Here is a 15192-nt window from a genome sequence, read left to right as displayed (position 1 = left end):
GACGTATTGGTCAATGTCATTGACACTTCCACAGGAAAAATCCTGCTTTCAAAACGCTACGATCATTCCCCCGGCAGGCGGGCCAGATGCGCGGCAACGTGGCGGCGCAGGGCTTCGGCCTTGACCAACTGGCCCAGCGCCGGGTGCACCGGTCCGGCCAGCACCGCGTCGTCCAATCCGTCTTCCGGCGAAAGGCCCATGCGTACCACGGCCACTCCGCGCGCCCATGCGGCCAGCAAACCGTCGGCCAGCGCATCCACGGTGGTGTCCAGCGGCCACGGTACGTAGCTTCCGGCCCGCCAGCGTTCCGCCAACGGCGTGCCGCGCAGCACGAGACAGGGGTAGAAGCGCAGGAAGGCGGCCAGCGGGATTGCCCCGTCGGCATCGGGCAGCAGGGCGGTATGCACGTCGGCGCGGAACACTTCCGGTGTCACCCCCGGCATGCCGGGCATCAGTTGCACCCCCAGTTCCAGCCCGGCCCCGGCCACCATGGCGCAGGCGGCGCGGGCCACAGAGCCTGCGTAGCCACGGCTGGCGGCATCCAGTGCCGCGTCGTCGAAGCTCTGTACCCCCAGTTCCACGCAGTCCATGCCCGCCGTGCGTAATGCCGTCAGGCCGCGCTCCGTCACGGCATCGGGCCGGGTGGAGCAGCGCACCCGGCAGACCACCCCACGTTGCCGCCAGCGATGCGCAAGTTCCAGGCAGGCGTCGCGCTCCGCTTCTGGCAGCAGGGTGAACGTGCCGCCGTAGAAGGCGATTTCCAGCGGCGAAGGGGAAGCGTCGAGGGCGGATGCGCCGCGTCCGGCGTTCGGGGTGGACGGAGAACCCGGCGCCGATCCGCCGCCTGTGGTCGCTTCCTGAAACAGGCGCGCCTCGTGTTCCAGCCGCGCTTCGGCCTGTTCCAGCGCGTGGGCAATGCCGTTCGCGCCGCCGCGCTGGCCGGTCTGCACGTCCTGTGCGCAGAACACGCAGCGGGTGGGACACCCGGCAAAGGGCAGGAAAACCGGTAGGATGCGTGGCCTCTTACGCTGGGTGGCGACAGACGCGCACCCTGCGCCGGGCCTGTGCCCCGACTCGTCGAGCCAGGCAGGCATGGCCGGGACAGGCAGACGGACGCCGCAACGTGGCTCGGGGACCGGAAAAATCAACGCCGACATGATTGCCTTGTGTTGCTGATGTGTTACTATCGAAGCGAAGTTGATGGCTTCGGGGTGTACGTCCGGCCCTGCATCGGGCCATTTTCGCCGTGCGTCGCTCGCTTTCGGAGCAGGGAACGACCCTGCAAAAAGGGCAGGGAGCGACATACCCCTTTCCGGAAAGGGGGTTGCGGCCTGCTCCGCTGCCCCCCTCCTGCGGGGACGATGGCACGGAAGCCCTTGTGCCGCAAGGCGTGGCAACCCGGCATAATCTTGCAAGATTTTACTTGCGGTTGCGGCTTTGACTGTGTATATAACTAGTTACATGCCCGCCGCTGCGCGCCGGTTCGCGCGGCTGAATGATTTCAAAGTGTTCCATGTGACGGAGAATCCATGTCCCAGTCCGATTGCATTTTCTGCAGGATAGTGCGTGGCGAAATTCCCTGCGCGCAGATCTACGCCGACGACCACGTGCTCTCCTTTCTGGACATCGGGCCCGTCAATCGGGGCCATGCGCTGATCGTTCCCAGGGAGCATCACCGCACGGTGCTGGATATGCCCGCGCGGCTCGGCGAGCACATCATCGCCGCCCAGCAGCGCGTTGGCCGTGCCATCATGGAGGCCACCGGAGCGGAAGGGCTGAACATATTTCAAAACAACTTCGCGACGGCGGGACAGGTGGTGTTCCACGTCCATTGGCATCTGGTGCCCCGCTTTCCCGGCGACGGCCACGAACTGTGGCCGCAGGGGCAATACGGCAGCATCGACGAGATGCAGGCGCTCGCGAAGGCCATCAGGGAACGCATGGAGTAGCCGGAAGCACCGGCCCGGAGGACAGTATGAGCGGCAAGACCCTGACCAAGGCGGAAATCGTCGATGCCATCTACGAAAAGACCGACAGGAACCGCGCCGAAGTGAAAGGCGTTGTCGAGTCGCTTCTCGGCATCATGAAGCAGGCGATCAAGAAGGATCATGCCCTGCTCATAAGCGGATTCGGCAAGTTCGAGGCCTATGACAAGAAGGCCCGCAAGGGGCGCAACCCGCAGACCGACGAAACCATCACCCTGCCTCCGCGCAAGGTCGTGGTGTTCCGTCTGTCGCGCAAGTTCCGCGCCGAACTGAACGACGAATAGCGCGTCCGCGCGCACCTGCCCGGCCACAGGCCGCAAGGGTTTTCGACGCCGCTCCCCGGCTGGGGGGCGGCGTCGGTGTTTTTTCGGGGTGAAGCGGAGTCTGCGGGAATTGTGCGCGGCGGGCAGGATGCCGGGGGAGCACACGCGGATCGCCGATACGCTGGCGCATGGCGCGGCGTCGGGCGGCGTCCGCCCGTATGCCGTTGGGATGACGCCCGGGGTACTGCCCGGTCAGAGTAGGCCCAGCCAGCGCCACCACAGATAGTCCAGCGGCAACAGCACCACGATGTTGATGGCAGCCAGCAGCAGGCAGGTGCGGGTCATGTGGCCGGAGGAAATGCTGCCCAGTTGCATGGCCACCACCAACGGCGGCGACTGGTAGGGCAGAAACATGGACGATACGGCAGCGATCTGGGTCATCAGCACGGCCTCCAGACTGAAGCCGGAAGCCGTGGCCAGATCGTTCGCCAGCGGGGTGAGCACGGCGGGGATGCCCGGCAGGGTGGTGAGCAGCCCGGTGACCATGGCGTACACCGTGAGCACGGTGAAATTGCGCGCGGATTCCCCCGGGATCAGGGGCAGGACATCGAGCAGGGCGCTCACCAGCAAGTGGCCCGCGCCAGATGCCGCCACCATGGCGCCCAGCCCCATGATGCCTGCCACGAACAGCAGCGGCGCCATGCTCATGTCCCTGCTGATGGCCTGTTTGCCGGTAAGGCCCAACGGCGGCCACAGGCAGAGCACGGCGGCCCCCAGGCTGACCCACGCGGGCGAGACATGATGCAGCGTGTCGGTGGCCCACAGGCCCACGGCCACGACCAGCACCACCATAAGCCGCCGCTCCGCCGGACTGGGCGCAGCATTCACGGCCCCGGCTTCGGTGTCGGGTGACGCTGCGTCCGTTGTCACCGCCGCTGCTTCCGCCGCAGTTCCTTCCATGGCTTTGCTGGCCATGTCGGCCGCCTGTCCGGCACTGGGTGCCGGGTACAATCGCAGCACCACGATCGCGATGGCCACGGCCTTCAGCAGGCCCAGCACCGGAAAGTGCACCAGCAGGTAGCGCCCGTAGGCAAGCGTGTGGCCGAACAGGCTCTCGGCGCTGCCCGCAAGGATCATGTTGGGGACGTTGGCAGGCAGGATGGCGAAGGCCGGTTGCAGTGCCCCGAACAGGGTGGCCAGTACGATGCCGGTGCGCTGGGCGCTGCCCGGCCCGTGCCCCGCCGCCCCGGCAAGGGACACCGCCAACGGCATGAGCAGGGCGATGCGCCCCATGGACGAGGGCATGACGAACGACAGCAGCACACCCACGGCCACCAGTCCGCAGACCAGCGCGGTATAGCCCGTACCCGTGCGTGCCAGCAGCCCCCGCGCCATGCGCGTGCCAAGGCCGGTATGCTGCATGGCGGAGCCTATGCACAGCCCGCCGAAGACCAGCCAGAAAGTGGCCGAGTGGAACCCGGAGAACACCGTGGCCGCCGGGGCTGCGTGCAGCAGGACGGCCAGCAGGAAGAACAGCAGGGCGGTGAGGTATTCGGGGATCGCGGCGGTGACCCACAATCCTATGGCGCCCACGGCCAGCCCCACGGGCCGGGCTGCTTCCGGCGGCAGGGCTGACGGGGGATGGAGGGCCAACAGCACGCCCGCAGCCGCGCAGGCCAGGGCGATGACGTGGCGGGGCGAACGCGCCAGAGCGGCCAGCGCGGCGGGCGGTGTCAGGGCAGTGGGTGCGGGATGGCGCGTCTGGGAGGAGAAGGGTGAGTCAGGGGGCATGCGTGACCTCTTGCTGGTCTGCTTGCGTAGCACACCCGGCATGCGGGAACAACGCACAGAGGGCTGGCGGATCCCGGCCCCCGGTGTCAGTCCGGCAGGCGCATGCGCAGTTGGTGCAGGGTGCGCATGGTGGTGTGCAGATCGGCAACGGGAAGGCCCGCGAACAGTTCGTCCCGCACCGCGCGGCCCACGGCATCAACGGCGTTGGCCAGTTCGCTGCCGGAATCGGTCAGTTCCAGCAGATTGGCCCGCCGGTCATCGGGATTCTGCACCCGGCGCAAATGGCCATCCGCTTCCAGTCGGTCTATCTGGCGCACCAGCGTGGAGCCTTCTATGCCGATGCTCCGGGCCAGTTGGGTCTGGGTAAGCGCGCCGCCCAGCGCAAGTGCCCACAGCACCACCCCCGAAGCCTGCGACAGGCCCAGCGGTTTGAGGCGCTGGTCCAGACGGGCGCGCCAGGCGCGCGACAGTTCACCCACCAGTGTGCTGAGCCGGTGCGAGGCGAGGACATCGGGGAACGGTGGGTCGGTGGGCATGGGGTTCCTGCTGGTTGGGGGCGCGGCGGTATGTCCGGGATATGCCGCGGCCCCGTTCGGCGTCAATATCGACGATGCGGCGGGGCCGACGGGGCCGCGAACGTGTGGCGGGGTCTGGCTGGTCCCAGCGGACGGCTAGAAGCCGTAGCTCAGACGCAGGAACAGGGCGGGGGCGTCGTCGAGGTCGTAGGTGTCCCCTTCGTCGCCGTCGGAATTGTAGACACGCATTTCCTGGCGGGTCAGGTATTCCGCGCCAACGGTCAGGGTCAGGTCTTCCAGCGGGGTGATGTCGATGTAGCCGCCCAGCGTCACGGACGAGGTTCTCATGTAGCCTTCGCGCTGGACGGGGCTGTCGTCGGCCAGGCGGTAGGTATTCCCTTCCATCCGTCCACCGGCGCGGAAGGAAAACATGTCGGAGGAACGGTAGCGGAGCATGGTTTCCGGAAAGCCCACCGTGGCCGAAAAGCCCAGATCGCGCTGGTTGCCCCAGTCTGCGACAACCAGAGGCAGCAGTCGCGTGCCCACGGGGTGGGCAGAGGCAGCAACCCCGCCGCGCAGGCGCACGCCGCCCACGGCCCAGGTAAGCCCGGCCGAGCCGGAAAGCCCCCAGGCGTCGTCCATTTCTTCTTCCCATCCGGCGGTCAGGCCCGCCCCGGCGAACCAGCCAAGACCGCCAAAGCCCAACTGTTCGGCGATGTCGGCGCGCAGGCGCAGCATGTGCAACTGTTCCCACGGATCGGATCCGTTGCCGAAGGGCAGGCTGGCGGTGTCCGACCAGTCGTAGCGGCGGTTCAGGTAGTCGATGCCGAACCAGCGGTAGCGCAGGCTGGCCCCGGCTTCGGTTACGGCCACCGAACCGCCGTCGTCCATGTCCGCCTCGCCAATGGTGCGCCCGGTGATGATGGCGGAAAAATCATTGTCCGCGGCATGCGCGGCGGGCGCAGCCAACATCAGGGCAAGGGTCATCAGCAGTCCGCCAAGGACTGCGCCGGGTGCAGACCGGGTGAGGACGCCAGAAAACGAACGGGACATGCAAGGCTCCTGTACAGGGCGCGCCTGGGCGCGCGTCGGATGTGTGGGAATTGCCGGGTCCGGCGAGTGGATGAGGTGCATCAGGCAAGGGAAAATGAACAGCTATGCCGCACGCGGTGCATCGGAAAAAGAGCAGGCGCGTTCCGTACTGCCGTCGGGCCAGTCCGTCAACAACATGCGCAACTCCTCTGGCGTGACGCGGGCGTTCCGTGCGCCGGACGGGTCTGGCGATCTGCGGTGACGCGATGTAGCCGGAATTTCCGTAGGTAATGGTTGGTGCTGGGGCTGGTTCATTTTCCGGACATGTTGTTTGGTGGGTGTTATTGCATTGCGAACTAATTGTTTGATTGCTAATAATGATGACGCAAGTGAATGTCAAGCAGGCGCACGAAAGCACGTCGTTTCTAGATGGCAAGTTGTCGCAAAGGCGGAGATGGTAACGGATCGGGAGGGGGATGGATGGCGTCAGGCGGGGAGGGGGCGACCGGATCTGAAGGCGCGCGCGGCACGGACCATGGCGGGTGCCCAGTGGGGTACGGCAGGCGCGAATATGTGGGTATAGGCAGCCAGCGTGTTGCGAAGCAGCAGGCCGTCGCGGCCATCGCCCATGCCGGTGACATGGCCGGACTGGGCCGTGAGGTGCAGTGCGCTGGGCACGGCTGGTGCGCCGGGCGTTCCGGTTGCGTCGTTGCAGGGCACGCAGCGCGAATAATGGAACTCGTGCCCGCGAAAGGTCGTGCCCACGGGATGGAAGGGGTTTTCCAGTACGGCGGCGGCGTCCACATAGCCGAGCCCCTGGGGCTTTGCATGGAACTCGGTGCGCACGGGAAAGATGTCCGCCATGGGGTGCTCGGTGCCGTCCATGACGATGGACCGGCCCAGCACCATGAATCCGCCGCATTCTGCGTAGATGGGCAGGCCCGACTCCGACAGTCCGCGCAGCCGGTCCAGGGCCGGACGGTTGGCGGACAGCCGGGCGGCAAGGGTTTCCGGAAAGCCGCCGCCAAGGTACAGGCCGTCCAACTGCGGCCAGCCCGCGCCGTCAAGCAGCGAAAGGCGCACCAGTTCGGCCCCTGCATGGCGCAGGGCCAGCAGGTTTTCCTCGTAGTAGAACCACAGGGCCGCGTCGTGCACGTAGCCGATGCGTGGCCGGTCGGATTGCTCGGCGGGGGGGACGGGATCACGCCGGGCCGCATCGCCCTGAGCAGCTTGACCCTGGGCAGCATCATCCTGATTGGGGTTGGACGGGGACTGCTTGTCGGGTGTGCTGGTCTGCGCACCGGGCAGCAACGACCACAGGTCGGCCACAGGCCCCTGCGGCGGCGGTGCGGCACACGCCACCTGGCGCAGGCGGTGCAGGTCCACGTGTTCGGACATGATGTCCGCCACCTTGTCCAGCCCGGCCACGCATTCTTCGTGCTCCATGCCGGAAACGAGTCCCATGTGCCGTTCGGGGATGGGGTTGTCGGCTATCTTGGGCAGCACGCCCAGCACCGGCACGTCGGTGTAGTGTTCGATGGTTTCGCGCAGCACGGTGCGATGGCGCGGCCCCGCCGTGCGGTTCAGGATCACCCCGGCAATGTGCACGCCCTGCTCGAAGTGGCGCAGGCCGGACACGATGGCCGCAGCCGTGCGGGTCATCTTGGTGCAGTCCATGACAACCACCACGGGGGCGCCAAGGATGCGCGCCAGTTCCGCAGTGGAACAGCTGCCGGACAGGTCGCGTCCATCGAACAGGCCGCGGTTGCCTTCTATGACGGCCATGTCGTACCGGATCGCCGTGCTGGCGGAACAGACCGGATTGGCATCGCCCACCAGCCCGCATTGGGTCCAGAACAGCGACCGCAGCATGGCCGCATCGAGAAAGTAGGGGTCCAGGTTGGTGGCGGGGTGCCCGGCGGCCAGGGCCAGCCACCAGGCGTCGATGTAGTCCGGCCCCTTCTTGCAGGGTTTTATGGCAAGGCCGGAGCGCGCAAGGGCTCGCACGACGCCGAGGGATACCAGGGTCTTGCCGGAGCCGCCGGAAAGACCGGCAATGACGATGCGCGAAAGATTCATGCAATGGTGCGCCGGAATGTCCGGACGGTGTGCGGGGTAACGCCCGCGCCCGCATGCATGCGGGCGTGCATATGAAAAGAGCGTATGAACCTTGCAGTCCATACGCCTTTTCGGAAAAACAGTTCCCCGGCGTGGAGAACTACTATTCGCCCTCGGCCCCGGCCTGCTTGCCGGCGCCCTTGAGGCCGTACATGGTGGTGCTGCCGGAGGACCAGTATTCCAGAACTTCGGCGTTCACCAGCGCGGTGAGGATCTTCTTCACGTCGCGCGGGCCCTTGTCGGGGAACAGGTCGAGAAAGTCGTTGAAGTAGAACTTGCTCTTCGAGCCGGCCTTGGACTGCAGGAATTCCACGACCTTGTTCTTGGCTTCTTCCATGGATAGCCCCTTTGGTTATCCGGGGGCGGCAAACCCGCCCCCGGAATGTGGTTGCCTACCGGCTTAGAACTTGAACTGGGTGCTCTGACGCCAGGTGTAGTAGGCCGGATCGCGGAAGTCGTCGATGAGGTGGTGGGTGAACTCAAGGCCGGTCAGCTTGAAGAAGCTTTCCCAGCCGATGCGCTCGGCCCATTCGCCCAGACGTTCGTACTTGTTCGCGTTGGCGGCGTACACCTCGATGATGTGCTTGATCTTCGCGGTGAGCGAGGGCCAGCGCGGCATTTCGTTCGGGATGTAGGCCACGACGACCTTCGAGAACTTGGGCATGGAGATGCGGTTGGAAACCTTGCCGCCCACCATGATCACGCAGCCGTCGCCTTCGCCGTCAGAGATCGGCAGGGCGGGGCACATGGTGTAGCAGTTACCGCAGTACATGCAGCGGTCGTTCTTGATGGCGATGGAGTTCAGCTTCTTGTCGCCGACTTCCACCTTGGTGGGACGCACGGCGGCGGTGGGGCAGGCGGAAACGGCCAGCGGGATTTCGCACAGCTGGTCGGTCCATTCGTGGTCGATCATCGGGGGCTTGCGGTGGATGCCCACCACGCCGATGTCGGAGCAGTGCACGGCGCCGCACATGTTGATGCAGCAGGCCAGCGAGATGCGAACCGGGGCGGGCAGACGCATGGACTGGAAGTCGGTGAAGACTTCATCCATGATCGCCTTGACCGGGCCGGAAGCGTCGGTGGCGGGGGTGTGGCAGTGCACCCAGCCCTGGGTGTGCACGATGTTGGACACACCGGCGCCGGTGCCGCCGATGGGGAACTTGTAGGAGCCGCCGGCGAACTTGCGCGAGGCCAGGTCTTCCTTCAGCGCCTTCAGGCCCGCTTCGGTGTCGACCATGAACTCGACGTTGTTGCGGGTGGTGAAGCGCAGGAAGCCGCCGCAGTGCTTGTCGGCGATGTCGCACATCTCGCGGATGTGGGTGATCGACATCAGACGGGCAGCACCAACGCGCACGGTGTACACCTTGTCGCCGGATTCGGCGACGTGTACCAGCACGCCGGGTTCCAGGATTTCATGGTACAGCCACTTCCCGAAGTTCTTTGCGATGAACGGGGGGAAGAAGGAGTCGTGCTTGCGGGGGCCGATGTCCGTGATACGGTTTTCCATCGGCTTTTCGGGATTGTACCCGGAAGAGATGAATGCCATGATGTGCTACCCCTCTTCTTATCTCTGGTGTCTCTTGCGGTATTCCGTGATGTCGCGATCCCAGCCGCCGGGCACTTCTTCTTCCTTGAAGAAGATGTACGGGTTGGAGCGGGGCTCCTTCACGTGTTGCGCCACGGGGTCGATCTCGGTCACCTCGAGCAGCTTCTGGAAGCTGAGACGCTTGATGGTCTCGCCCAGACGCTCGCGGTTCTTGCCTTCTTCCATCCACCAGTCCCAGATCTTTTCGACGACTTCCTTGATTTCGTCGAAGGGATCGGTGGCTTCCACGAAGGGAACCAGCAGCGAACCCATCTGGGCGCCGTCGAGGACGGGCGCCTTGGCGCCGACCAGGATGGACGCGCCGCGTTCGTCACCGATGCGCAGGGCGCGGGGCATGGTGTTGATGCAGTGCATGCAGCGCACGCACTCGCTGGTCTTGATGGACAGGGCGGAGCCGTTCCAGGAGATGCACTTGGAGGGGCAGCGTTCCACCACTTCGGCCATGATGTCGAACTTGCCCCAGTCGCGGCCCGAGTGGGCGCCGGCGTTGGGCTTCAGTTCGCCACCGACGTAGGCCTTGACGGCGGCCTGGTCGATCTTGATGTCGTCCTTCCAGGTACCGATGACCGAGAAGTCGGAACGGGCGATGGAGGCGACGCAGCCGTTGGGGCAGCCGTCGAACTTGAACTTGAACTTGTAGGGGAACGCCGGGCGGTGCAGTTCGTCCTGGTATTCCATGGTCAGCGCGTAGCAGCAGGCCTGGGTGTCGTAGCAGGCGTATTCGCAGCGCGACATGCCAAGGCAGGATTCGGGCGTACGCAGGTTGGAGCCCGAGCCACCAAGGTCGGTGTTCATCTTGTGGGTCAGTTCGAAGAACAGTTCTTCGAGCTGCGGGGTCTGGGTGCCAAGAAGCACGATGTCGCCGGTGGAACCGTGCATGTTGGTCAGACCGGAGCCGCGCAGGTCCCACAGGTCGCAGAGCTGGCGCAGGTAGTCGGTGTGGTAGTACTTCGCCGCGGGCTGGTTCACGCGCACGGTGTGGAAGTGCGCCACGCCGGGGAACTGTTCGGGCTGGTCACAGTAACGGCCGATGACGCCGCCGCCGTAACCGAACACGCCAACGATGCCGCCGTGCTTCCAGTGGGTTTCACCCTCGTTGTAGGACAGCTCGAGAACGCCAAGCAGGTCTTCGGGGCAGTCCACCGGGATCTGGTAGTCCAGACCCTTGGGGTTGGCAGCCCGGTAAGCAGCTTCCTGCTTGATGTCGGACACGAAGCTGGGCCAGGGCCCGGATTCGAGCTGGTCCAACTTGGGGGTTGCATGTTTCGCCATTGCCTTACCTCCACATTGGTTTGTTGAAGTTCTGGACTCTCAACAGACACGCCCATCGCCCCTGGGGCGCAACAGGACGGCGTCTTCCGGAGGTAAGGGCATCGGTCGGCGCGGCCCTTGCGCCCGGAAAACTCGTGATTTTTTGGACAAAGTAACGCCATTCCTAAAAGGATTCCGGCGCGTTGTCAAGCCCCGACGCGGGCCGCAGCACCGTCCCGCCGGGTGGCGGGAAGCAGGCAACGCCCTGTCGGGATTGCCGAAACAATGCAGGCGTCGGCGTGTCGGTGGCGCCGTGCGTTCCGAATCGTTCCGGTGCCCGCCGCGTTTTCACGCGGGGACGGGGCATGGCAGTCTCCCCGTCGGACATCCTGGTGCCGCCATGCAGGGGGCAGGCGACACTTTCTTGCTTGTAGCCCACCATCCGGGGAATGACAACAGCTTGCGTGCATCGGCGGGATAGGGCATTGACCGTATGCCCGCTCCCGGCCACGGCGGCGGGCGTCATCCGCAGTTCATGTGTTCAGGAGTGCCCATGCAGGACGATCTTGGCCTTTACTATTACCCCGATCCCAATGACAAACGTACCCGCGTCTACGTGCGTTCCAACGCCGGCAGCGTGGAATTTCGCCTGTGGCGTGCCGACCGGCCCGAAGTGTGGGAACGCCACGAGTGGGTGCCGCTGGAGGTCATCCGGCATGCCGCAGGCATGTACCGCGACATGGGGCGCGAAACCGATCCCCTCAAGCTGTATGACGAATCCGTGGCGCGGGCCCTGCTGAAGGCAAACTGAAGCAGACAGTTTGCCCGGGGCATTCGTCGAAAGCCTGTCACGAAGGCCAACTGGGCTCCGCGAAAGCGGTGTTCGTGAATTCCGGAGCAATCCTGCCCGTGCGCGAGAGGCAGGCTTGCCGGAGGGCCGCATGCACGAAGTCAGCCTTGGGGCCACCCTGCGCGACTACCTGACCGGGCAGGACGTGGACCACACCACCTACGAGGATTTGCGGCAGGCCCTGGCGCGGCTGCTGGTGGAAGAACTGGGCCACCCGCGCGAGTTGGTGGAGCCGCGCGTGCGGGTGCGGTTCGACGTGGTGCCTGATGCCGCGAATGCTTCGTCGTCTCTGGCTCCGTCGTCCACCGAGGTGCCCCGGGTCTTCGAAGGTGCCGACCGCCCCGATGCACCCCCCGTTTCCCTTGATCTCCCCGTTCCGCCCGATAGTGGCGCCCCCGGCGATTCCGAAGATTCCGACGACCACGACGAAGGCTGCCGCGTGGTGGACCTGACCCTGCGCGACGACGACGGCACGCCGCTGTGCATCGTGCTGTTCTGCCCCGGCGCGCCGGGCAGCTACGCCCGCGAAAGCGTGGCGGCGGCACGGCTGTTTCCCGGTGGCCCCGCACCGTTGGTGGCCGTGACCGACACGCGCGATGCCCTGCTCATGGCTGCCGTGGATGGCGCGGTGCTGGGCGAGGGCATGCGGGCGCTGCCGAAGCGGGATGCATTGCGGCGGTTGGCTGCGGACCATCCGTGTCCGCAGCTGACGCAGGAACGCGCCGCGGGCGAGCGGCGCATACTGGGGGCGTATACGGCGTTTCTGAAGCGGTGCTGCGGCGAGGATGTGTGCTTGTTGTAGTCGCGTGGCGGTGGGGAGGGGGGGCAGTGCCCTGATGGACACGGCATCTACGTAGACAGCCCTGCCCTGTTGATACCCTTCGATTTCGTTATGCCTCCGGCGGGCAAGGGGCCATTGAGCGATGGCCCCTTGCATCCCCGCGCTCCAGGGGGGCTTGGCCTCCCTTGGACCCCCGACGTATCTTGCGCGGCGTCTCTTCGGCGCCAGCTTCCCTCCGGCGCAAGGCGCCTCCGGGCGATCTGCCGCCGGTGACGCCAATGCGCACGAAACTCCCATCGCCTCAATAACGCGTGGGGCCTTACCCACAGGTATCCTGCACCGCATTCCCATGCCGGGCAGCTTCCGTCGGCCAAAGCGCCTTCGGGCGATCTGCCCGACGGAATGCGATGTGCGCGAATCTCCCGCTACCTCTATCCCACTTGGGCGCCTTGCCCACGTCCCCGTTGCGGCGCATGTGCCGCCGTCAAGGCCCGGCGTCACACGCTTCTACGCACAATGCGGTTCCGTTGAGCGATGCACAGCATCGCTAGAAATCATAACGACTAACAACATCCGTAGGTTGCAAAAACACATGGACAGTGCGCCTAGCCGCATCCAACCCCGGTGCGGCGATACGCGTCCGCAGCCGGAGATCACCGCCGAGGCTTTGCGAGGCGGAAGCTCCGGCGTCGCGGATGCGCGCCGTATGCGAACCGAGGGGAAAGGCACCCTCGCTATGCCGTAGCGACGAGGGATTTGCGCACATTCGCGTTCCCGTCGGCAGATCGCCCGAAGGCGCTTTGGCCGAGGGAAGCTGCCGACGAAAGGAACGCGGTGCGAGGTACGTCGGGGGACCAGGGGGCGGAGCCCCCGGAGCGCGGGGATGCAAGGGGCCGCCGCTTAGCGGCCCCTTGCCCGCCGGAGGCATAACGAAATCGGGCGTGGCAAAAGGGCAAGACTGTCTTCGTAGAGGCCGTACTCAACAGCGCGCGGCACCTCTTTTGCCTCCCGCCGGAGACATAACGAAATCGAGAGGCATCAAAGGGGCTGCCGTGTATCCGTAGAGGCAGTACCCACCAAGGCACCAGCCTCTCCCCCACTGGCTACGCCCTGTTCGTGATGAACACCCCGCACGTCACCAGCGCGGCCCCCAGCAGCAAGGATACGGGCAACGCCTCGCCCAGCATGGCCCATGCGCACACGATGGCCGTCAGCGGCACGAAATTGATGAACACCCCGGCCCGCCCGGCGCCTATTTCCTTCACCGCCTCGTAGAACCAGGTGAACCCCAGCACGGTGCCGAACACGCCAAGGTATGCCGCCGCAACCCACAGGGAGGCAGGGTACTCGGGCAGAGCCGTCCACAGCCCCTCATGCAGGGCGAAGGGCAACAGCATCACCGTGCCCACCGCGCACGACCAGGTCACCGCCGCCAGCGGCGACAGCGCGCGCATGACCACCTTGCCCAGCAGCGAATATGCGGCCCAACTGGCCAGGCAGCCCAGCAGCGCCACGTCGCCCCACGACAGGGCCGACGAGAACAGCGTCAGCGGGTTGCCTCGTGTGATGGCGATGACCGCGCCGCTTACGGATAGCATGATGCCCGCCAGCTTGCGGCGCGACAGCGGCTCGCCCAGGAACAGCGCGGCGCCCACGGCGATGGCGATGGGGTTGTTGGTGACGATCACAGCCGCCCGGCTGGCGGGCACGGTGGCAAGCCCGGTGAAGAACAGGGCGTTGTAGGCGAATACACCGGTGGCGCCCAGCAGCAGCACCCCGGCCCAGCCGTGCATGCCTGGCGATGTCAGGCGCGGCAGCGCGCCCTCGCGGCGTCGCACGTGCCAGAACAGCAGCCCGGTGGCTATGGCAAAGCGCAGAAAGGCTGCGGAAAAGGGGCCTGCGTGGGCGGCGGCGATGCGCCCGGCAACAAAGGTACCGCCCCAGAACACGGTGGCCAGCATCAGCTTGGCATACAGCAACATGAACGACTCCCGCGTGCAGGAAAAGGCGCGGCGGCGCGGGCGCACGATGCGCGGGGCTCGTCGCGGGAAGGGCGAAAAAAATAATGCTGCAACACCGCGCCCCACGCACTGTGGCGTGACAGCATGTTACCGCAGTGTCGCCTCGTAACATGCCGGGATTGCGGCACGTTGACACGTGCGGCGATATACGGGAAAAACACGGTACTGTCGAGGTGCCACCCCCAGTGTTTGCCCGGCAGCCCGTTGCACGACGGGACATACGAAAGTTGCCCCAGAGCCGTGTCCTTGCGCCGGGCAGGACACGACCCGCCACGACCTTCCGTGGCACGCAACCACAGGAGGCCCATGACCCGACGCCACCCCCTACGATATCTGACGACCATCCTGATGCTCTGTGCGCTGCTTCCCGCGCCGCTGCCCGCGGCGGCCAGCGAGGCACCCGCCAAGCGCGGCCGCGCCTCGTGGTACAGTGACGACCTGCACGGCAAGAAGACCGCCAGCGGCGAAAGCTACGACATGAACGCCCTGACGGCCGCGCACAAGACCCTGCCCCTCGGCACGGTGGTCCGCGTGACCAACCTTTCCAATGGTCGCTCCGTGCTGGTCACGGTGAACGATCGGGGCCCCTATCGCGGCAACCGCGACATCGACGTCTCCTACTCTGCCGCGAAACAACTGGGCATCGTCAAACCCGGCAGCGCCGCCGTGCGCATAGAGGTGCTGGGCGACGCCAAGGGCCGCCCCCTGGACCCCGACAGCGCCTATTTCGTCCGCATCAGGTCGTACGCCAGCAAGGCGGAAGCCGAACGGCTGGTCCGCAAGCTTGAACGCGAGGGCGAAGCCGCCGCGCGCGTCCGCGCGCGCACGGAAAAAGGCCGCAAGCGCTGGATGGTCTGCGTGGGGCCCTTCCGCGACTTCGACGACGCGCGCGCCCTGCGCCGCCACCTGATGCAGCGCCACGCCGATATCGACATCGTGGCCGACAACGCCCGCGACTGACCGTCCCGGCCGTCCGCCG

General features: G+C 65.9%; 15 protein-coding genes. 6 read left to right on the top strand and 9 right to left on the bottom strand.

Annotated features, from left to right (window positions below; genetic code table 11):
• Window positions 1–62 precede the first annotated feature (62 nt).
• Window positions 63–998, bottom strand: coding sequence for a radical SAM protein (locus tag FVW27_RS13565; RefSeq protein WP_243838450.1), 936 nt, complete (start codon window positions 996–998; stop codon window positions 63–65).
• A gap of 531 nt (window positions 999–1529) precedes the next feature.
• Between FVW27_RS13565 and FVW27_RS13560 the strand changes: the two genes are divergently transcribed.
• On the top strand, window positions 1530–1949 hold the full coding sequence (locus tag FVW27_RS13560) for an HIT family protein (RefSeq protein ID WP_167125992.1): 420 nt from the start codon (window positions 1530–1532) through the stop codon (window positions 1947–1949).
• A gap of 26 nt (window positions 1950–1975) precedes the next feature.
• Window positions 1976–2269 carry an integration host factor subunit alpha gene (locus FVW27_RS13555; RefSeq protein ID WP_007524232.1) on the top strand — a complete coding sequence of 98 codons (294 nt, stop codon included), beginning with the start codon at window positions 1976–1978 and terminating at the stop codon, window positions 2267–2269.
• 231 nt (window positions 2270–2500) lie between these two features.
• Here FVW27_RS13555 and FVW27_RS13550 read toward each other — a convergent pair whose 3' ends face one another.
• From FVW27_RS13550 to FVW27_RS13540, 3 genes are all read right to left on the bottom strand, one after another.
• Window positions 2501–4039 (bottom strand): SLC13 family permease, encoded by a 1539-nt coding sequence (locus FVW27_RS13550; protein ID WP_167125988.1) that lies wholly within the window; start codon window positions 4037–4039, stop codon window positions 2501–2503.
• A gap of 86 nt (window positions 4040–4125) precedes the next feature.
• On the bottom strand, window positions 4126–4575 hold the full coding sequence (locus tag FVW27_RS13545; RefSeq protein WP_167125986.1) for a MarR family winged helix-turn-helix transcriptional regulator: 450 nt from the start codon (window positions 4573–4575) through the stop codon (window positions 4126–4128).
• A 135-nt stretch (window positions 4576–4710) separates the two neighbouring features.
• Complete coding sequence (locus FVW27_RS13540) at window positions 4711–5607, bottom strand: hypothetical protein (protein ID WP_167125983.1); 897 nt, start codon at window positions 5605–5607, stop codon at window positions 4711–4713.
• A 94-nt stretch (window positions 5608–5701) separates the two neighbouring features.
• Between FVW27_RS13540 and FVW27_RS13535 the strand changes: the two genes are divergently transcribed.
• On the top strand, window positions 5702–5848 hold the full coding sequence (locus FVW27_RS13535; protein ID WP_167125980.1) for a hypothetical protein: 147 nt from the start codon (window positions 5702–5704) through the stop codon (window positions 5846–5848).
• 224 nt (window positions 5849–6072) lie between these two features.
• Here FVW27_RS13535 and FVW27_RS13530 read toward each other — a convergent pair whose 3' ends face one another.
• From FVW27_RS13530 to dsrA, 4 genes are all read right to left on the bottom strand, one after another.
• Complete coding sequence (locus FVW27_RS13530) at window positions 6073–7665, bottom strand: cobyrinic acid a,c-diamide synthase CobB (protein WP_167125977.1); 1593 nt, start codon at window positions 7663–7665, stop codon at window positions 6073–6075.
• Between the two features lie 142 nt (window positions 7666–7807).
• Entirely contained in the window at window positions 7808–8041 is a 234-nt protein-coding gene (locus FVW27_RS13525) for a dissimilatory sulfite reductase D family protein (RefSeq protein ID WP_007524227.1), read from the bottom strand.
• A gap of 63 nt (window positions 8042–8104) precedes the next feature.
• Window positions 8105–9250, bottom strand: coding sequence for a dissimilatory-type sulfite reductase subunit beta (dsrB, locus tag FVW27_RS13520; protein WP_167125974.1), 1146 nt, complete (start codon window positions 9248–9250; stop codon window positions 8105–8107).
• Window positions 9251–9268: 18 nt separating this feature from the next.
• On the bottom strand, window positions 9269–10582 hold the full coding sequence (gene dsrA, locus FVW27_RS13515) for a dissimilatory-type sulfite reductase subunit alpha (protein ID WP_167125971.1): 1314 nt from the start codon (window positions 10580–10582) through the stop codon (window positions 9269–9271).
• A gap of 532 nt (window positions 10583–11114) precedes the next feature.
• Between dsrA and FVW27_RS13510 the strand changes: the two genes are divergently transcribed.
• On the top strand, window positions 11115–11372 hold the full coding sequence (locus FVW27_RS13510; protein WP_167125968.1) for a hypothetical protein: 258 nt from the start codon (window positions 11115–11117) through the stop codon (window positions 11370–11372).
• A gap of 130 nt (window positions 11373–11502) precedes the next feature.
• A complete protein-coding gene (locus FVW27_RS13505) occupies window positions 11503–12213 on the top strand; it encodes a type I restriction endonuclease subunit R (RefSeq protein ID WP_167125965.1) in 711 nt (236 codons plus the stop codon).
• 1082 nt (window positions 12214–13295) lie between these two features.
• Here the strand turns inward: FVW27_RS13505 and FVW27_RS13500 are convergent.
• On the bottom strand, window positions 13296–14174 hold the full coding sequence (locus FVW27_RS13500) for a DMT family transporter (protein WP_167125962.1): 879 nt from the start codon (window positions 14172–14174) through the stop codon (window positions 13296–13298).
• 345 nt (window positions 14175–14519) lie between these two features.
• On the opposite strand from FVW27_RS13500, the gene FVW27_RS13495 reads away from it, so the two are divergent.
• A complete protein-coding gene (locus tag FVW27_RS13495) occupies window positions 14520–15173 on the top strand; it encodes a septal ring lytic transglycosylase RlpA family protein (RefSeq protein ID WP_167125959.1) in 654 nt (217 codons plus the stop codon).
• The last annotated feature ends 19 nt before the right edge of the window (window positions 15174–15192 follow it).

This window comes from Nitratidesulfovibrio liaohensis, from assembly GCF_011682075.1.
Lineage (GTDB): Bacteria > Desulfobacterota > Desulfovibrionia > Desulfovibrionales > Desulfovibrionaceae > Cupidesulfovibrio > Cupidesulfovibrio liaohensis.
Note: the sequence above shows the minus strand (reverse complement) of the source record. Positions and strands in the feature narration are given on the sequence as shown.